This is a genomic window from Dyadobacter sp. HNCC25DJ185 (assembly GCF_056895195.1).
The window spans coordinates 284,286-302,566 of the sequence record NZ_JBXHAR010000010.1; the positions used below are offsets into that span (position 1 = coordinate 284,286).

Below are 18,281 nucleotides of genomic sequence, written 5' to 3' on the forward strand. Positions count from 1 at the left end.
TTGAAAATGAATGATCAACATACCAGTGGTGCTTCATTGCAAAGTGAATTGGCAGCATTCCAGGAATCCTGGAACGCCAAAGCGCCTGAAGGCTTACAGGATAAATTCGAGAACGGAATTGAAGAGATCAAAGCGTTAAACGATACGGCGCTAAAGGTTGGCGACACAGCTCCAGACTTTGAGCTGAGTAATGCTTTGAATAAGCCGGTCAAATTAGCTGATCTGTTAAAAAATGGTCCGGCAATACTTAGCTGGTACCGCGGGGGCTGGTGCCCGTATTGTAACATCCAGTTGCGCTATCTGCAAAGCTATTTGCCCCAGTTGGAGGCTGCAGGTGCCACCTTAGTTGCCCTTTCGCCGGAACTGCCTGATAAATCATTGAGCACAAGCGAGAAAAACGAGCTGGCTTTTGAAGTGCTGACCGACTATAACAACGAAGTGGCCCGCGCATTTCGTATCGATTTTACCCTTAATGAAGAACTGATCGAGATCTACAATGAGTTCCATAAGCTGGAAAACTACAATGGTGTATCTACCAACGGACTGCCTGTTCCGGCAACGTACCTGATCGGTACGGATGGGTTGATCAAATATGCTTTTGTGAACACCGATTACCGTAAACGCGCGGAGCCCGCGGAAATTCTGAAAGTTCTTAAAAGCTTATAATCATGTGGAATTTAAATCAAAAAAGGATACTGATCACTGGCGGCACTAAGGGTATTGGTCGCGCCGCCGTAATCGAAACGTTAAAGCTGGGCGCTCAGGTGCTATTCACCGCCCGTAACAAGGAGGAGGTATCATACTTTGAACAGGAACTTCGGGAAGAAAAGTTTAATGCAACCGGATTAGTGAGTGATATCGCCAATGCGGAGGACCGCGGTGAAGTGGCCACCTGGATAGAAGCGCATTGGGGAGCATTGGATGTGCTGGTTAACAATGCCGGCATGAATATCCGTAAGTCGACATTGGATTTTACACCGGAAGAATACCGGAAGGTATTAGAGGTAAACCTGGTTGCACCTTTCGAACTTTCGCGTGGCTTACATGCTTTACTGATCAAAAGTCAAAACCCTGCCATTATCAACATAGCTTCTGTTGCCGGTTTTCTGGATGTTCAAACAGGTTCGCCCTATGGCATGTCTAAAGCAGGATTAATTCAGCAAACAAAAAACCTGGCTTCAGAATGGGCTAGTGATGGGATCAGGGTAAATTCGCTTTCGCCGTGGTTCACTGAAACACCGCTTACTGAGGCACTGCTCTTGAATAGTACCAAAGTGGATGCTGTAGTTAGCAGAACGCCTTTAAAGCGGATAGCCCGTGCTGAAGAAATGGCAGCCATCATTGCTTTCCTGGCCATGGACAGATCTTCTTATATCACCGGTCAGAATATTATTGCGGATGGAGGCATGACCGCAATGGCGCTATTTAACCCGGTTGAATAATGTCATTTGTTTTTTTAGCGTTCCTTAATTAATTCACGATCTCAAACAATTGCACTTACAATTGTTAAAAGGATTCTTCGCAAACGAAAAGTGGATAGCGTGCTATGCGCGAAGATTGAGCGTCTAACTGGTTTGAAAAGCTCCGATGAAACCCTTGTCGCTGAATACTTGCAGGAGAGAAGGCGCGATTACTAGTCCTGCAAGGGAGAGCGCTTGCAGCTGCATTCAACATGCAAGTAGAGCCGGTACAATAGTAAAGGCAGCCGCATGCATAATAGCCAGGAGAAGAGAAAGCGGGCTATAAATGCGCGTATCTCTGCGTGCAAATTTTGTTCTTCGCGCCGCAGGACTTGCAAATCCTCCTTTGTGACAAACTCGATATTCATTTTGTAAAGTTTATTTATTTAGACTAGGCCGATCCGGAAGCGAAATCTTGCTGGGCTGATTTTTCTTGAATGACGGCTCGTAGCAGATGTAGCCAAATTCATTCAGCTCCCGGATCGCTTTGTAGTAAGTCTTTCCGCTAGCACCGGCCTTAGTGAATTGCTCCCAAAAACTTGGACACTAACCAAGCGTCAATTTTATGGGAAAAAGCAGGAAATTCAGTCCGGAGTTCAGACTCAAAGCTGTGAAAGAATACTTGAAAGTCGGGTCGATCCGCGGGGTGGCAAGGAGCTTTGGCATTGGTAAATCGCTGTTGGAATTGTGGGTGACCCACTACCGGCAGAAGGGCAAAGCCGGGCTTGTTAAAGGACCCCGACAAAAGCACAGCAGGGAATTTAAAGAGCATGTCGTCGGGGTTTATGAAAACAGCGGCTTATCTTTAAGAGAATGCTGCCTCAAGTACCAGATACCGACGATCACCTCGTTATCCTTATGGGTCAGCCAGTTTGGGAGGAATGCAACGAAAAAGCCCAAAGAAGGGCCTGCACCTATGAAGCAGAAACGGACATCGAAAAAGCAGGTAGAGCCATTGACCCGTGTACAGGAACTCGAAGAACAGGTCCTGTATTTGCGTGCTGAAAACGCATTGCTAAAAAAGCTGGATGCCTTGATCCGGCAGAAAGACGGCACGCCAAAGAAAGGGCAATAGCCGTCCAGGGGTTAAGGCATGAATTTCCACTGGATTTGCTTTTAAAGCTTTCCAAGCTGCCCAGGAGCAGTTTCTATTACCATTTGAAAAGCCCGGCGTTTTTGCAAAAGCACGCTGATGCCAAAGAACAGGTCAAAGAGGTTTACCATCAGCATAAAGGACGTTTTGGCTACCGCAGGATCACATTTGCCCTGAGAAATTCGGGTAAAAGGATCAATTACAAAACTGTATTGAAACTAATGCGGGCTTTGAAGTTACAATCGCTGGTGCGCAGCAAAAAATACCAATCCTACAAAGGTAATGTAGGCAAGATCGCACCTAATGTCCTTGAACGGAACTTCAACCTTTGTCCCGTTTTTTCGTCCAGTTTGAGAATTCCACTTTTCTGGTTCACACTCCCTCTTGGTTGATATTTGCATTCGCTCTCCTTCTACGGTAATGCGGATGTAAATTGGCAGTTTGCCGGTTTTGTAGTTGCTACGTTTTTTCAAATAAAAAAACATAGTCAGATTTCTTAATAACATAACATTCGATATTTAGTGGAACAAAACTACTACCGATGCTTCCAAAAAATCAAGATGTTTATCTGATGAACAGGTTGTAATTCAGATTGTTACAGCAGTTTAGGTGAGCACTTTTTTTACTATTTCGAAGTGCCCACCCGATGCTCACCTAGATATTGCGAATATTTGCATATTTTGACAAAATCTGAAAAACAAAAAAGCCTGTAAATGTATGATTTACAGGCTTTTGATGCTTTTTGGTATTCTTACTTGCAGAGAGGATGAGATTCGAACTCACGATGCAGTTACCCACATACTACCTTTCCAGGGTAGCCCCTTCAACCACTCGGGCACCTCTCTATTTGTGGTTATGGGGTGCAAAGATAGCTTTTAATGCCTTTTACACAAATTTGATGCGTTATAATTTAAAAATAAGATCGGTGCCGGGCGTTTCATATACTCATTTCACCGCGCAGAGGACGGGCAAGCATTGCTATACACTTCTGAGTGTCGGTTTCTTTTCCGAAAACATACATCATTTTTGTGATCGCCGCCTCGGCTGTGATGTCTGACCCACTTACCACGCCAACCTGTTTCAGAAACTTGCTGGTTTGATACTGGCCCTGCGTAACGCGGCCACCATCGCACTGGGAGACATTGAAAATCACCAGGCCGCTATTTATGGCGTTGCTGACTGCGTTGAGGAACCAGGTATCAGTTGTTGCATTGCCCGATCCGTATGTTTCCAAAACAACTCCCCTAAGTCCTTCAATGCTGAGGACAGACTCCACGACTAATGGCGTAATACCCGGAAACATTTTTAGAAATGCTACCTGAGTATTCAGCTTTTTGTGAACGATAAGTTCAAGATCGGGCTGGAAAGTTCTCAGGTAAGGTATATTGTAGTCGATCCGCACACCGGCAGTCGCAAGTGGCGGGTAATTTTCGGAATGGAATGCGTTGAAATCGGAGCTCTCTTTCTTTTTGGAGCGGTTACCACGGAGCAATTGGGAATTGAAATAGATACACACTTCGGTGATCATCGGGTGCCCGAGCTCATTTTGTGCAGCCGCCAGTTCTAGGGCGGTAATGACATTTTCACGTGCGTCGGAGCGTGCTACGCCTATCGGAAGTTGTGCACCGGTAAGGATAACCGGCTTGTTCAGGTTTTCCAGCAGATAGCTTAGTGCCGAAGCTGTGTAGGACATCGTATCCGTACCATGCAGGATCACGAAGCTGTCGTACTGACCGTAGTTTTCGCCAATGATCTCGGCCAGTTCAATCCATATGTCCGGATTCATGTTGGAGGAGTCTATGGGCTCCGGTAGCGACAAGAAAGTAATATCAAAATCCAGCCTGCCGATTTCCGGGACACGCTCTATAATTTGTTGAAAATCAAAGGGTACCAATTGTTTTCCCTTTCTTTCGTAAACCATTCCCAGGGTACCGCCTGTGTAAATGACCAACACAGAACCGTTGGTTGGCTCTGGTGAAATGGGGTTGATGTGAATTTTGGTATAATTCGTCATGGTTTGGGCGTTAACAGGGCCTTCGCCGTCTGGGTGGTTGCATGGATTACTTCTGCTTTGGAAATATGTTTCAAATCCGCCACTCGCTGGGCGACGAGGTCCATGTAGGCAACTTCATTTCTCTTGCCACGGTAGGGGACGGGGGCCAGGTAGGGGCTGTCTGTCTCGAGTACCAGGTGTTCCAGGTCCACAAATGGAAGTACTTTGTCCAATCCGCCGTTCTTGAATGTCGCAACGCCGCCGATTCCCAGCTTGAAGCCAAATTCTATTGCTTTTTGCGCTTCTTCCAAAGTTCCGGTAAAGCAATGGAAAATGCCTTTCAGCTCAGGGTCCGCAAATTCTTCGATCAATTTTATAGTTTCCCAAAATGCGCTTCTGCTATGGATGTCAATCCAGAGCTTGTGCTTTCGGGCGAGCTCGCATTGGTATAAAAAAGCCTTCTCCTGCTGGTCGCGGAATGTGACGTCCCAAAAAAGGTCCATGCCAATTTCGCCTACTGCAATAAACGGATACCTGGTCAGCCACTCCTCCATGATCACCAGTTCTTTTTCAAAATCCTCTTTCACATAGGTCGGGTGCAGGCCGATCATGGGCAGGCATTTGCCGGGAAAACGATCGGCGAGTTCCAGCATGCCGCCAATGCTGGAATGGTCGCAGTTGGGCATCCATATCTGCTCTATTCCAGCCGCCCAGGCGCGTTCAAGCATGGCATCGCGGTCATCAGCGTAATCGTCGCTGTATATATGTGCGTGGGTTTCAATCATTTTTACTTTGCTGTTTAGTACTCCCTTCCTTTCCAGATAGTTTTACTGGGCAGTGCGTAATTTATTAACATAATCGGCCCGATAACTACCATATAAAACCAGAAAAGCAGCGCTGCTTTCCATAGGTCGGGCTGTTTAAGCATGACAACGGCCAACAGTGAAATTCCTGTTACGAGCAGGTAGTATTGGATAATGCCAGTCAGTGGATGAATAGGGTACCAAAGAGAAACCAGTAACAAGAGCGGCACCACCAGCGACGAAACGAACAGACTGAGCCGAGTTACCCAGAAAGACTGCATTACACCGTGCATCCACCTTTTCCGTTGCGTTAATAGGTCCGGAAAAGTATTGACAGGCTCTGAAATACTTAAGACCTCAGGTTTATACGCCATTTGAAAATCATATCCTTTCGCAATGACCGCCATGAAAAGCGCGTAATCCTCTACAATCGAAAAACCAATTTTCTCATATCCCCCGGTCTGAAAATAAGCCTCGCGGGTCACGGCCATATTGTTGCCCATCCCGGTAATGGGGATTTTAAGCAGGGAGAAAAACCTCATGGTGGTGAGCGCGAACAGCCATTCCATCGACAAGAGGTCCGCGAGCAGGTGGGTGTGTTTCATTCTGGTTAAGCCTACGACAACGCCTGTTCGCGGTTTGAAATGAGCCAGCATTTCCGAAGCCCAGGTTGGCCTGACAGCTATATCTGCATCACAATAAAAGAAATATTTACCACGGGCCTGATGCGCCAGCTGGGCCAGCACATTGGCTTTGCCTTTCAACTGGGCGAGCTGTCCGGCTATTTTGATGTACTTAAATTGAAATTTGTCCTTTATAAAATGCTGGACCATTGCTGCCGTACGATCGTCGGAGTCGTCATTGCCGACGATAATTTCGATGTTTTCTTTTGGGAAATCAAGTTCGTGAAGGGATTTCAGGCATCTTTCAATATTCTGTTCTTCGTTTCGCGCAGCTACCAGCACACTGACTTGAATGGGATTATCACTAGGGGGCATAAAAAATACGCGGTTAATTCATGGGCAGGGCGTCGAATGTATATCCTTTTTGCGTGTAATGTTCCAGAAACCTGGGCAGCGTATATTGCATACTTTTCGAAGCTTTGATGCTGTCGTGGAATAGGATAATAGAGCCGGGGCGGGTATATTGAATGGTTTTTTTTAAACAGATTTCAGGCGTAACTGTTTTGGAGAAGTCGCCGCTCAAAACGTCCCACATGATGATTTTTTTGTCAGCTAAAACTACTTTCGACTGGCTTCTCTTGATCCTGCCATAGGGAGGTCTGAACAGCTTCGTTTCAAAATCCAGCTGTGTCGAGCACCTGGCAATATTTTCGAGGTAGGCCGTATCCTCACTGTTCCAGCCATTTATATGATTGAATGTATGGTTTCCAACCGAATGCGATTCATCCAGAAGTTTTTGAAATACCCCGGGATGTTTCCTGACGTTGTCACCGATGCAGAAGAATGTCGCCTTCGCATGATATTGTTTCAATGTATCCAGCACCCATTCAGTGATATCCGGGATCGGGCCATCGTCAAACGTCAGGAATATCTTCTTTTCCTGCGTTTTAACTCGCCAGGTGAAGCCCGGGAAAAAAGCTTTTAGCCAAAATGGGGAATGATGCAAAAACATGGAACTTGCTCTGGTGTCGGTCTTATTTGTCAAATATAAAGGGTATAAAATAAGAAGCTGCCCATTTAGGGCAGCTTTCTCACCGATACTATGATATAGAGGCTGGCTTAAAACCTTGCTGAAAATTATGCGTGAGCAAAAACAGGGTTAAACATGGATACCGCCTTAGCTTCAAGAAACGACTCGCCCATCAGGAACTCATCTACTGCGCGGGCTGCTTCCCGGCCTTCGCTGATCGCCCATACTACCAGCGACTGTCCGCGGCGGCAATCGCCGGCAGCAAATACTTTTTCAATGGCAGTAGATTGGTAACCATTGGTTTTGATGTTCCCGCGTTCGTCAAATTCCAGTGCAAGGTCATTCAGTAGCCCTTCCTGCTGCGGATGTAAAAATCCTGCGGCCAGGAATGCAAGCTGGCAAGGAATGTTTCTTTCGCTTCCTTCAACCTCTTTCATTTGCATACGACCCGTTTCCGGATCTTTCTGCCAGTCGAGGTCAACGATTTTCAGTTCTTTGAGGTTGCCGTCCTCATCGCCTACGAATTCCTTTGTGTTAATAGACCAATGCCTGTCGCAGCCTTCTTCGTGAGAAGTGGAAGTGCGCAGCATCATGGGCCAGTTTGGCCAGGGCGTGCTTGCATCACGTTCTTTCGGAGGAATGGGCATCAGCTCGATCTGCGTTACAGATGCGGCCCCGTGGCGTCCGGAAGTTCCTACGCAGTCGGACCCTGTATCGCCGCCGCCGATCACTACCACGTGCTTGTCTTTCGCAATGATCTGTCCGTTCACATAGGGGGCACCCCGATGGTCGAATTCGGGATGGATACCGGCAACGCGTTTGTTTTGCTGGCTCAGGAATTCCATGGCGAAATGAACGCCCTTCAGGTTACGCCCCTGGATCTTCACATCTCTGGGAACTGTTGATCCCATGGTAAGTAATACCGCGTCGAACTCATTCAATAGCTCATCCGATTTGATATCCACACCCACATTTACATTGGTGCGGAACTCAATGCCTTCTTCCTGCATCACAGCAAGCCGACGATCGATAACGCTCTTGTCCAACTTAAAATCAGGAATTCCGTAGCGAACCAGGCCGCCAATTTTATCCGCTCTTTCCAAAAGAACAACGGTATGTCCGGCTTGATTCAACTGATTACTTGCAGCCAATCCTGCGGGGCCGGAGCCAACCACAGCCACTTTTTTACCGGTACGGTTTTTAGGGATTTTTGGTTTTACAAGATTCAGTTCAAAAGCCTTCTCGATGATGGCTTTCTCGATGTATTCAATAGCTACCGGAGGCTTGTTAATACCCAGAACGCACGATGCCTCGCAAGGGGCAGGGCATATCCTGCCGGTAAATTCAGGGAAGTTATTGGTTGACGCTAAAATCTCATACGCCAATCCCCAGTTTTCGTCGTAAACCGCGTCGTTGAACTCGGGAATGATATTTCCAAGCGGACAGCCATTATGGCAAAAAGGAATTCCGCAGTCCATACAACGGGCTGCCTGCTGTTTGGAATTAGAGTCGGTGGGTGCCGTTTCAATCTCCTTGTAGTCGTGAAGACGTTCTTCAACGGCTCTTTTCTTCGGTAACTCCCTCTGAAACTCTAAAAATCCGGTTGGTTTTCCCATTCTATACTTCTTATTAAATCGTTATTCTAAATGACTGGAAGCTGAGCTATTTGGTTTACTGATGAACGACGTCCACCACGATGTCTTTGTAAACTACATTTTTGTCCGCAATCTGCTGCGCCAACGTAATACCGCGTCCGTCCAATGCTTTTTTGAAATCGCCTGGCATTACTTTCACGAATTGCGAAACGGATTCTTCCCAGTTCTGGATCAGCTGGAACGCAACATTGCTGGTGGTATACTGGAAATGTTTGTCGAGATACTCGTGCAGGATACCCTTATCCTCTTCATTCAGAGTTTCCAGCGTAACCATTTCCATGTTGACCTTATCCCTGAATGTTCCGTTTTTATCCAAAACATATGCTACCCCGCCCGACATACCTGCTGCAAAGTTCCGGCCCGTCTCTCCCAGTACAATAGCGAGCCCGCCGGTCATGTATTCAAGCCCGTGGTCTCCTACGCCTTCCACAACCACCCTTGCACCTGAGTTACGTACGCAGAAACGCTCACCCGCAGTCCCGCGGATGTATGCGTCACCCGAAGTAGCACCATAGAACGCCACGTTGCCGATGATGATGTTTTCTTCCGGCTTAAATTTCGATTCACGATCGGGATAAACGATCAGCTCGGCGCCGCAAAGGCCTTTTCCGAAATAATCATTCGCATCCCCTTCCAGTTCCAGACGAACTCCGGCGGTATTGAAAGCACCAAAGCTCTGCCCGGCTGTACCACGGAATTTGAAGTGGATATTACCTTTTGGCAAACCAACGCCGCCATATTTTTTGGAGATTTCGTTGGAAAGCATGGTCCCCAAAGAGCGGTTCAGGTTGTTAACTGTAAACTCGCCATAAACTTCCTCCTTATTTTCCAAAGCAGGGGCGGCAACTCTGATCAGGTCAAGGTCAAGGATCGCGTCGATACCGTGATCTTGTTCTTCTTGTTTGAACTGCGCTACCGACAGGTCGCCTTCTTTGTATAGTATCGCATCGAAATTCAGATTCTTGTATTTCCAATGCTTGATATCGTTTCTTAATTCAAGGTACTGCGCCTGTCCCACCATTTCGTTCACGGTCCTGAAACCAAGCTGCGCCATGATCTCACGCAGTTCCTCTGCCATGAAAGTGAACATATTCACCACATGTTCGGGCTTACCGGAAAACAATGCACGCAATTCTTTCCGTTGCGTGGCAACACCTACCGGACAGGTATTGAGGTGGCATTTACGCATCATGATACAACCGGCAGCAACCAACGCGGCGGTTGCAACGCCCCATTCTTCTGCACCAAGCATGGCTGCGATCGCAAGGTCCCGGCCTGTTCGGAGCTGACCGTCGGCCTGAACGGTTACCCTGCCACGCAGTTTATTTTTTACCAAAGTCTGATGTGTCTCGGCGAGGCCAAGCTCCCATGGCAACCCGGCGTGGCGGATCGAGCTCAATGGCGATGCACCGGTTCCACCGTCATAACCCGAGATCAGGATATGGTCTGCATGCGCCTTCGCAACACCGGAAGCGACCGTACCAACACCCGCTTCGGAAACCAGCTTCACACTGATCCGCGCTTGGCGGTTTGCATTTTTGAGGTCAAAGATCAATTGGGCCAAATCCTCGATGGAATAAATATCGTGGTGCGGGGGAGGGGAAATCAACCCTACACCGGGCGTCGAATGCCGCGTACGTCCGATCCAGTCATCCACTTTAAAGCCTGGCAATTGACCACCTTCGCCTGGTTTAGCACCTTGCGCGGTTTTGATCTGCAGCTCACCTGCATTGCTCAGGTAATGGCTTGTTACACCAAAACGGCCGGACGCAACCTGCTTGATCTGCGAATTCATCCAGTCTCCGTTCGGCAGCTTATTGTAACGCAATTCGTCTTCGCCACCTTCGCCGGAGTTTGATTTTCCGCCAATCCGGTTCATCGCAATAGCAAGCGTGGTGTGCGCTTCCCAGGAAATTGAACCGAACGACATTGCACCCGTAGCAAAGCGTTTGAATATATTCTCAACGGGCTCAACTTCTTCGATTGGTATGGAAACTCCTTTTTTGAAACGCAGTAAACCACGAAGGGTCAATGCTTTATGGCTCTGATCGTCAATCAGTTTTGAGAATTTCTTAAATAATTCGTAGCTGTTGGTCCTGGTTGCCTGCTGCAGCATATGCACCGACTGCGGATTGAAAATGTGCGCTTCTCCGCGTTGCTTCCACTGGTACACACCGCCTACTTCCAGCCTTGGCTTTTGATCTGGTGTTTCGTGGTAAGCCACTTTGTGACGCACCAGGATTTCACGTGCGATATCATAGATACCCATACCACTGATGCGGGAGATGGTACCTGTGAAATATTTATCCACTACGTCGCGGTTCAAACCAACGCATTCAAAAATCTGCGCGCCCTGGTACGACTGCAGGGTAGAAATCCCCATTTTGGAGAAAATCTTCAATAATTCCTTGTTAACAGCCTTGATGTAGTTGTAATGCAGTTTTTCGTCGGTAAACTCACCTTCGATCATGCCTTTTTTATTCATATAGGCCAATGTTTCAAAAGCCATATATGGGCAAATTCCGGCTGCACCGTAGCCGATCAGGGTTGCCACATGGTGCGTTTCCCAAACGTCCCCAGCTTCTACCAGCAAACCTACTTTTCCTCTCAATCCTTCGCGGATCAGATGGTGGTGGATGGTTGCGGTCGCCAGCAATGATGGGATAGGGGCATGGTCCGAGTCGATCGCCCTGTCGGACAGGATCAGGATTTCAAAACCGTCTTGAATCGCATCTACAGCATAGCGGCAAATGCGTTCGAGTGCTCTTTCCAATGCTTTTCCGCCTTCGTCTGCGCGGAAATAAGTATTAATGGTTTTAGCCTGAAAGCCGTCCCTGTCTACAAAACGCAGCTTGTCAAACTCCTGAACCGAGAGCAACGGGTGAGGAAGTGCGATCTGGCGGCAATGTTTAGGGCTTTCAGTCAGAATATTTTCGTTCCCTCCCACGAATGAGATCAACGACATGATCGCCCTTTCGCGAATAGAGTCGATAGGCGGGTTGGTAACCTGAGCAAAAAGCTGCTTGAAATAAGTGGACATATGCTGGCTCTGATCAGACAGGACGGCCAGCGGGCTGTCTGTTCCCATGGAACCAATTGCCTCCAAGCCAGTTTGCGCCATAGGGGCAAGGATCATTCGGAGGTCTTCAGATGTATACCCGAATGCAACCTGGCGTTTCAGCAATGCATTTTCGTCATAGGCACGATACGTACGGATCGGATGTTCGAGCTGGTCAACATGCAATTTATTCTCGTCCAGCCATTTTTGGTAAGGCTGTGACGAACAAACCTGGGCTTTCACTTCTTCGTCCGGAATAATACGGCCTTGTTCCATATCCACGACGAACATGCGTCCTGGCTGTAAGCGGCCTTTTGTCACTACTCTGGATTGATCTACATCCAGAACACCTGCTTCGGAAGCCATGATAATGGTATCATCGTCCAAAACCCAATATCTCGAAGGGCGCAGGCCGTTCCTGTCCAAGGTAGCGCCCACCATTTTTCCATCTGTAAATGAAATCGAGGCAGGACCGTCCCAGGGCTCCATGATGGCAGCGTGGTATTCGTAGAACGCGCGTCTTTCGGGATCCATATGATCGTTACCGTCCCATGCTTCGGGGATGAGCATCATCATTACATGTGGCAATGAGCGGCCGGAAAGATGCAGCAATTCAATTGCATTGTCGAGGTTGGCGGAGTCGGACTGGTTCCTGTCGCAAATCGGCAGGAGCATATCCATTTCTTCTTTGGTAAAAAACTCCGAATAGAAGGATTTCTCACCTGCACGGATCCAGTTTACATTACCTTTTACCGTATTGATCTCACCATTGTGTGCGATATAGCGAAATGGCTGCGCCAATTCCCACGAGGGAAATGTATTGGTAGAAAACCGGGAGTGGACCACTGCCAATGCGGATACCACCGATTCATTTTCCAGGTCGGGGAAGTAATATTTTAGCTGGGCGGTAGTGAGCTGCCCTTTATAGGAAATGGTACGGCACGAAAGCGACGAGTAGTAGAAGCTTTTGGCACCGCCTTTCACAGTATCTTTAATAAGTCTCGTAGATACCTGGCGGAGGATAAATAGCTTCCTTTCGAAAGCAGTATCGTCGGAGATATCGTCCGGGCGTTTGATAAAAACCTGCTCCACCCATGGTTCAACAGACAGCGAGCCTTCGCCTAATGTGTTGTTCAGCGTCGGCACTTTACGGTAGCCAAGTAAAGTCAGCCCGAGCTTCTTAAGTTTGCGGTTAACGATATCCCGGCATTCCTCGCGGATTGTTTCATCGCCTGGGAAAAATATCATCCCCACGCCATATTCGCCTGCGAACGGAAGCTGGAAGCCCAGCTTTGTGCTTTCCTCTACAAAAAACTCATGCGGTATCTGAATAAGTATACCCGCACCATCGCCGGTGTTAGGGTCGAAGCCGGTAGCACCCCTGTGTTCCATGCGCTCTAACATGTGAATGGCATCGGCCACAATCTGATGTGACTTACGGCCTTTGATGTTAGCCCGGAAACCGATCCCACATGCATCGTGCTCAAATTCCGGGCGGTACAGTCCCTGATTTTCTACCATTTGTTCAGACATTTTCGACATTCGCGGCTATTGTAGAGTAATTAGCAAATTCGTAATTAGAATTTGTTTAAATAAGTGGTTAAAAAAAAGCGCCAAACCACATTTGCATGATGAATAGGGTAAAGCCTCGCAAGATAACCATAAAAAATATTTGGCTTAATATGAGAATGGCAAAATTTTATGGCACTCTGTATTTTTTGATTGTTTAATCACAATTATTATCAAAATATTGATAATCGTTCAAAAACCCAGTGTTATGCTTAATAAAATCACAATACAAGGTTGGTTTTATATGCTCTTAAAAGATTACAAATCAAATCTGAATAAAGTAATAAAATTCGGGGAGACGCTTGCAAACAGAACGTCCCGCCTTTGGAGCGGGACGTTCGATATAAGACCTTACCTTAAAACTTATTCAAGGTTCCTTTGACTCACTTACACCTTCGTAATCTTCATCATCATAGTCGTCGTCACCGGCGCCGAACTCGTTTTCAAGGTTATTCATAAAAACCGCGTCTATCGCTTCTTCCTTGGTAGGCAATACATTAAGGTCCGGGATCTTCAGGTTTTCCAGCAAATCAATGAAGTCATCGTCCCTGGTTACGATGACCAGCAGCCCAAGATCATTGGCGCAAAGCCAGTTTACCTTTTTCAATACGGTTGTTCCCACAACGTCTACTGATTTTACAGTTTGCATATTGACGATCAGGCTGTGGTAGCCTTCCCTGAAAAGAGATTTTACCGTTTCTTCAAATGAAGCCGGAATATCCTGTGCAAATGCGGTTTCTTCCAAATCGATGAAAACGTATTGCTCTTTCTTTTCCAGTTTATAGTTCATTACAGTGATTGTTTTGTCGAGATAATTAGTTCAAAAATGGTATCTGATGAATTGATTATAAGGATCTTTCAATGGCCGCTTCGATGCGTTTCAACGGGTTGTCCAGATTGTTCTTCTGGAATTTTTTTCCGGTTACTTTTTCGAACAATTCGATATACCGGTCCGAAATCAGCTGGACGCGCTCATCGGTCATTTCCGGCACCGACTGGCCTTCTTTGCCCTGGAAACCGTTTTGTATAAGCCATTCCCTTACAAACTCCTTGCTAAGCTGTTTTTGCGGAAGACCTGCCTGTTGGTTCCCTTCATATACGTCCATATAGAAGTATCGGGAGGAATCCGGGGTATGAATTTCGTCGATCAGATAAATGACGCCGTCCAGTTGCCCGAATTCGTATTTTGTATCAACCAGGATCAATCCCTGATCAGCGGCCATTTCGGTCCCTTTTGAAAACAGTGCCAGTGTATATTTTTCCAGATGCTCGTATTCGTCCTCGCTGACCAAGCCTTGTGCCAGAATTTGCTCACGGGAAATATCTTCATCGTGGCCCTCATGTGCTTTGGTAGTTGGGGTAATGATCGGGGCCGGAAGTTTATCGTTTTCTTTTAGCCCATCGGGTAGCGCGACACCGCAGACAGATCTCTTCCCTGCCGAATATTCCCGCCATGCATGCCCGGCAAGATAGCCTCTCACGACCATTTCCACCGGATAGGCCTGACATTTAATTCCGATACTCACATTAGGGTCAGGGACTTCCTGTAGCCAGTTCGGTACAATGTCGGAGGTAGCGGTCAAAAAGTGGGCTGCGATCTGGTTTAAAACCTGTCCTTTGTAAGGGATAGCCCGCGGCAGGATCACGTCGAACGCTGAAATCCGGTCTGTTGCAACCATGACCAGGCGTTTGTCAAAGGAGTAAACGTCGCGTACCTTCCCTTTGTAAAATGCGGTCTGGCCGGGGAAATTGAAGTTTGTTTCGGATATGCTATTCATCAGTATATAGAAAAATTACCATTCGATTTCGTCCTTCTGGCGGTTCATTTTGTTGTATTGCTTCCGCCGGAGCTGGTAAATATATTGCGATTCATTCGATTTCATGGCATCTAATATCGCTCTCGCCTGGTCTTCCGACATGTTCATTGCTTTCAGACTTTTGAGTAATTCTTCTTTCTTGGCATCTTCGGCCACCTGCCGGGCATCCTGCTCCGTTTCCGCATTCGCTTCCTGCTCAGTTTGTTTATTGGCTTGCTGTTCAGAGCGTTGTTTTCTCATATTGAGATCGGATGGCTGCTCTGTACCGGTAAAATTCTTTTTTAGTATGATATAATTGTTTCTCGCCAGCGTGTTCCCCGGTTCAAGCCGGAGCGCTGTTTTGAGATTTGCCAATGCAGTGGCCGTATCTTTCTGGATGACCTTAATTAGTGCGATCTGAGAATTTGCAATAGATGCGACGGTATTATTGTCTACATTGGCAAGCAACTCATAATGTTTCAAAGCCAGCGTCTTATTACCCAGATTAAAATAGGAATGTGCAAGATTTAACCTTGCTGCCGGGTCCGAAAAGATGGACCCGTAAGTAATCTGGTTATAAAGTTCAGCGGATCTGGAATATTGTTTATTGTGATAAGCCCGTTCGGCATCCAGCTTCCGCTCATTGGCTTTCGTGATAGAATCAAAAGTCCGGTTATCCCAAAGCCAGAGCAGGACATAAAGAATAAGTGCGGTCATATCGATCCGGGTTGAGTCGCAAAAATAAGCATTGATCCCTTAGAGACGAAATGTTCCGATGGTAATTAAAACATCCAGCAGGATTAAAATAAGTGCAGCGCCGAGGAAATAGTAATATTTGTTACTGACTACGGTAATGGTCCGGGAGTCCACCAGCGTACCTTCCGCGAGATTGATGTCGTTAATCAGCCGGTGTATATCGTTTTTGACATTATTAAGTTCGTAGTAAGTTCCCCGGGAGGCGCTGGCAACTGTTTTCAAAAAGTTTTCGTCCATTTTACTGATCACCAGCTTGTCATTTTTGTCCATTAGCGGCTTACCATTCTGTTGGATGCTGATCCCGATTTTTGTGCCCACTGCCACCGCATAAAGCCCCACTCCGAACCGCCGGAGGTTATTGTAAAGCGCGTTGCTGCAATTGGCGTTATTTTCGCCGTCGGTAAAAATTATCATCAATTTTGCGCGTCCGGTAGGATCTGCGGCATTCATAAGCTTGTCATAGGCCAGTTCGATGGCAGCACAAACATTGGTCCCGGTCGTAGGAAGCAGGTCTGTCTGCAGGGACTGAATAAACAACTCCAGGGCCTCATTATCGTATGTAAGCGGAACATGGATAAAAGCGTCGTTCGAGAAAATGATAATACCGATCCTGTTCGATTTTTCTTCCTGAACAAACCGGTTCATTTCAAATTTTACTTTTTCGAGGCGTGACGGGGTTACGTCCGCAGCATCCATGGATTTGGAGAGATCGACTACGAGGAAAATATCTTTGCCCTTTGCCTGAATGTCACGTTCGGCCTCACCAAAGGAGGGGCCGAGTAAGCTGATGATGAGCAATGAGAAAGTAATGGATCTTAAAAAAAGTTTGATGATCAGAGTCCGGGCGGTGGTTTGCAGCTGCCGGGCTATTCTGACGGTGCGAATAATGTAGGCGACGTAAACAAAAATGAAAATAAAAATGAAAAAATATTCGGTACTGCCAAATGGATAATTCCAGTTCATAATGAACGTTTTGGGTAATTTAAACTTTTTCAAAAATAGGCATTTGCGGCTTCTGATAAAGTTTTTTTGCAGTAATGTTTGTTTTTCTGAAGATCAACCGTCTATATTTGCAACCCAGAACGGAAAGAAGGAGGGATGGGTGAGTGGCTGAAACCAGTAGTTTGCTAAACTGCCGTACTCGCAAGGGTACCGCGGGTTCGAATCCCGCTTCCTCTACACGTCTTCTGGAAGTTTGAAAATTGGCTCTGATTAGCGCAAGCGAAAAGGCCGGAATTACCTCGGGGAGTGGCGCAGCCCGGTAGCGCATCTGGTTTGGGACCAGAGGGTCGCAGGTTCGAATCCTGTCTCCCCGACGAGAAAAAAAGGTAAGATAGGTGGCGCATCTGGTTTGGGATCAGAGAGTCGCAGGCGTAGCCCGATGGCGTTCGAATCCTGTCTCCCCGACGAAAAGGCAGTCAGCCGTATGCAGATACTGCTAACTGCCTTTTTCTTTTGGTCCGGTAGCTCAGCTGGATAGAGCAGCTGCCTTCTAAGCAGCAGGTCTTGTGTTCGAATCACAACCGGATCACGTTAAAAATTGAAGAGCTAGCTTTTATTGGCTAGCTCTTTTTTCATTGTTAACTATGAAAGTGAAATTGGATCAGGGATCATGGATCAAATCAAAAACTTGTGGAGCGCATAGGATTTGAATTCTTGGGGGAAGTTAAAAAAGTGGTTTTTGCGATGAATTGATATTGAATGCATTGCGGGACTCAAGGTTTCATACTTTCGTTGTAACTGTGACACCTTTCCCAACAAGCAAATCATAGCCAACATTTGAGGTTCTTTTTGGTAAATTGCCGGTCAAATTAACGATTCCACCCGCGAGCCAACTCGTATCGCCAAGGTCTGCGAGAAGAAGATTGACCATTTCTGATGTCCAATTTTGTCTCTCCGAAATTTTGATTACAACTTTTCTCATGTTTACTGGCCAAGCTCTATGGGTGTAAATATATTGCCCATTTACGGTTTCATCATTCCGGTATGTGCAAAGTGGAGGTAAATCTGCAAGATCGCCTGTTAGAACAGGAGTGTGGTCATATATGCTCTTGAACTTAAAACTTATTTTAGTGAGTGCACGCGGAAGGTCGTTTATCCTGCCATCTATCATGCTGCCGGCGTCGTGTATTTCGAGAGAGGTTAATGTTTCAGGTAAATTAGCTAAGGCCCCCCTTAGATCAACGCTGAATGAATCATCTACCTGTTTAATTGTCAAAAGCGATTTTGGAAGGCAATTAACTTTTTGATTATAAACATTTGGAGAATGAACTTCATCAGATTTAGTATAGAGATTGTCAGTCTCGCCTAAATTGGTTATAGAATACGCATTGCTAATAGTTATAAAACCTGCCTCGGAAAAACACCTCACAAAGATGCTGAGATCACCCGCGGTAAGAGCCAGCCTCCTAAGGGCATTCGTGTTGGCAGAGGCGTCGGCTGCTG

At 46.8% G+C, this 18,281-nt stretch carries 15 protein-coding genes, 4 tRNA genes and 1 pseudogene; 7 read left to right on the forward strand and 13 right to left on the reverse strand.

Translation table 11 applies throughout. From position 1 onward, the window contains the following. The first annotated feature begins 6 nt into the window (after positions 1 to 6). From AC1XUF_RS26545 to AC1XUF_RS26560, 4 genes are all read left to right on the forward strand, one after another. Complete coding sequence (locus AC1XUF_RS26545; RefSeq protein WP_483344890.1) at positions 7 to 666, forward strand: peroxiredoxin-like family protein; 660 nt, start codon at positions 7 to 9, stop codon at positions 664 to 666. Positions 667 to 668: 2 nt separating this feature from the next. After that, on the forward strand, positions 669 to 1,442 hold the full coding sequence (locus AC1XUF_RS26550; protein WP_483344891.1) for an SDR family oxidoreductase: 774 nt from the start codon (positions 669 to 671) through the stop codon (positions 1,440 to 1,442). 583 nt (positions 1,443 to 2,025) lie between these two features. Beyond that, complete coding sequence (locus AC1XUF_RS26555) at positions 2,026 to 2,535, forward strand: transposase (RefSeq protein ID WP_483344892.1); 510 nt, start codon at positions 2,026 to 2,028, stop codon at positions 2,533 to 2,535. A gap of 35 nt (positions 2,536 to 2,570) precedes the next feature. Further along, positions 2,571 to 2,945 (forward strand): IS3 family transposase, encoded by a 375-nt coding sequence (locus AC1XUF_RS26560; protein ID WP_483344893.1) that lies wholly within the window; start codon positions 2,571 to 2,573, stop codon positions 2,943 to 2,945. A 6-nt stretch (positions 2,946 to 2,951) separates the two neighbouring features. On the opposite strand, the pseudogene AC1XUF_RS26565 reads toward AC1XUF_RS26560, so the two are convergent. The 12 genes and pseudogenes from AC1XUF_RS26565 to AC1XUF_RS26620 form a co-directional block, all read right to left on the reverse strand. After that, a pseudogene (locus tag AC1XUF_RS26565) lies at positions 2,952 to 3,059 on the reverse strand (hypothetical protein); the annotation flags it as partial. Between the two features lie 252 nt (positions 3,060 to 3,311). Continuing rightward, positions 3,312 to 3,398: transfer RNA gene (locus AC1XUF_RS26570), tRNA-Ser, on the reverse strand. A 92-nt stretch (positions 3,399 to 3,490) separates the two neighbouring features. Continuing rightward, complete coding sequence (locus tag AC1XUF_RS26575) at positions 3,491 to 4,567, reverse strand: asparaginase (protein WP_483344894.1); 1,077 nt, start codon at positions 4,565 to 4,567, stop codon at positions 3,491 to 3,493. After that, positions 4,564 to 5,331, reverse strand: a complete 768-nt coding sequence (locus tag AC1XUF_RS26580) for a TatD family hydrolase (RefSeq protein WP_483344895.1) — start codon at positions 5,329 to 5,331, stop codon at positions 4,564 to 4,566. The genes AC1XUF_RS26575 and AC1XUF_RS26580 overlap by 4 nt, the downstream gene beginning before the upstream one ends. A gap of 14 nt (positions 5,332 to 5,345) precedes the next feature. Then, positions 5,346 to 6,347: a glycosyltransferase gene (locus AC1XUF_RS26585; protein ID WP_483344896.1), complete on the reverse strand. Its 1,002-nt coding sequence runs from the start codon at positions 6,345 to 6,347 to the stop codon at positions 5,346 to 5,348. A 13-nt stretch (positions 6,348 to 6,360) separates the two neighbouring features. After that, entirely contained in the window at positions 6,361 to 6,984 is a 624-nt protein-coding gene (locus tag AC1XUF_RS26590; protein WP_483344907.1) for a polysaccharide deacetylase family protein, read from the reverse strand. Positions 6,985 to 7,109: 125 nt separating this feature from the next. Further along, positions 7,110 to 8,618, reverse strand: a complete 1,509-nt coding sequence (locus tag AC1XUF_RS26595) for a glutamate synthase subunit beta (RefSeq protein ID WP_483344897.1) — start codon at positions 8,616 to 8,618, stop codon at positions 7,110 to 7,112. A 55-nt stretch (positions 8,619 to 8,673) separates the two neighbouring features. Continuing rightward, entirely contained in the window at positions 8,674 to 13,257 is a 4,584-nt protein-coding gene (gene gltB / locus AC1XUF_RS26600; RefSeq protein ID WP_483344898.1) for a glutamate synthase large subunit, read from the reverse strand. 394 nt (positions 13,258 to 13,651) lie between these two features. After that, positions 13,652 to 14,074 carry an STAS domain-containing protein gene (locus AC1XUF_RS26605; protein WP_483344899.1) on the reverse strand — a complete coding sequence of 141 codons (423 nt, stop codon included), beginning with the start codon at positions 14,072 to 14,074 and terminating at the stop codon, positions 13,652 to 13,654. A 55-nt stretch (positions 14,075 to 14,129) separates the two neighbouring features. Further along, a complete protein-coding gene (locus tag AC1XUF_RS26610; protein WP_483344900.1) occupies positions 14,130 to 15,062 on the reverse strand; it encodes a phosphoribosylaminoimidazolesuccinocarboxamide synthase in 933 nt (310 codons plus the stop codon). Positions 15,063 to 15,077: 15 nt separating this feature from the next. After that, entirely contained in the window at positions 15,078 to 15,797 is a 720-nt protein-coding gene (locus AC1XUF_RS26615; protein WP_483344901.1) for a hypothetical protein, read from the reverse strand. Positions 15,798 to 15,836: 39 nt separating this feature from the next. Further along, positions 15,837 to 16,799 (reverse strand): vWA domain-containing protein, encoded by a 963-nt coding sequence (locus AC1XUF_RS26620; RefSeq protein WP_483344902.1) that lies wholly within the window; start codon positions 16,797 to 16,799, stop codon positions 15,837 to 15,839. A gap of 129 nt (positions 16,800 to 16,928) precedes the next feature. Here AC1XUF_RS26620 and AC1XUF_RS26625 point away from each other — a divergent pair. The 3 genes from AC1XUF_RS26625 (at position 16,929) to AC1XUF_RS26635 (ending at position 17,367) form a co-directional block, all read left to right on the forward strand. Beyond that, a tRNA-Ser gene (locus tag AC1XUF_RS26625) sits at positions 16,929 to 17,015 on the forward strand. 63 nt (positions 17,016 to 17,078) lie between these two features. Continuing rightward, positions 17,079 to 17,152: transfer RNA gene (locus tag AC1XUF_RS26630), tRNA-Pro, on the forward strand. Between the two features lie 141 nt (positions 17,153 to 17,293). After that, a tRNA-Arg gene (locus AC1XUF_RS26635) sits at positions 17,294 to 17,367 on the forward strand. 192 nt (positions 17,368 to 17,559) lie between these two features. Here the strand turns inward: AC1XUF_RS26635 and AC1XUF_RS26640 are convergent. Next, positions 17,560 to 18,281, reverse strand: a 722-nt coding sequence (locus tag AC1XUF_RS26640; protein ID WP_483344903.1) for a hypothetical protein, incomplete at its 5' end; no start/stop codon positions are given.

Excerpts from the sequence above, each read along its gene's own strand:
- AC1XUF_RS26545 (WP_483344890.1), top strand. The coding sequence starts at position 7 with ATGAATGATCAACATACCAGTGGTGCTTCATTGCAAAGTGAATTGGCA.
- AC1XUF_RS26550 (WP_483344891.1), top strand. The coding sequence starts at position 669 with ATGTGGAATTTAAATCAAAAAAGGATACTGATCACTGGCGGCACTAAG.
- AC1XUF_RS26555 (WP_483344892.1), top strand. The coding sequence starts at position 2,026 with ATGGGAAAAAGCAGGAAATTCAGTCCGGAGTTCAGACTCAAAGCTGTG.
- AC1XUF_RS26575 (WP_483344894.1), bottom strand. The coding sequence starts at position 4,567 with ATGACGAATTATACCAAAATTCACATCAACCCCATTTCACCAGAGCCA.
- AC1XUF_RS26580 (WP_483344895.1), bottom strand. The coding sequence starts at position 5,331 with ATGATTGAAACCCACGCACATATATACAGCGACGATTACGCTGATGAC.
- AC1XUF_RS26585 (WP_483344896.1), bottom strand. The coding sequence starts at position 6,347 with ATGCCCCCTAGTGATAATCCCATTCAAGTCAGTGTGCTGGTAGCTGCG.
- AC1XUF_RS26590 (WP_483344907.1), bottom strand. The coding sequence starts at position 6,984 with ATGTTTTTGCATCATTCCCCATTTTGGCTAAAAGCTTTTTTCCCGGGC.
- AC1XUF_RS26595 (WP_483344897.1), bottom strand. The coding sequence starts at position 8,618 with ATGGGAAAACCAACCGGATTTTTAGAGTTTCAGAGGGAGTTACCGAAG.
- gltB (WP_483344898.1), bottom strand. The coding sequence starts at position 13,257 with ATGTCGAAAATGTCTGAACAAATGGTAGAAAATCAGGGACTGTACCGC.
- AC1XUF_RS26605 (WP_483344899.1), bottom strand. The coding sequence starts at position 14,074 with ATGAACTATAAACTGGAAAAGAAAGAGCAATACGTTTTCATCGATTTG.
- AC1XUF_RS26610 (WP_483344900.1), bottom strand. The coding sequence starts at position 15,062 with ATGAATAGCATATCCGAAACAAACTTCAATTTCCCCGGCCAGACCGCA.
- AC1XUF_RS26615 (WP_483344901.1), bottom strand. The coding sequence starts at position 15,797 with ATGACCGCACTTATTCTTTATGTCCTGCTCTGGCTTTGGGATAACCGG.
- AC1XUF_RS26620 (WP_483344902.1), bottom strand. The coding sequence starts at position 16,799 with ATGAACTGGAATTATCCATTTGGCAGTACCGAATATTTTTTCATTTTT.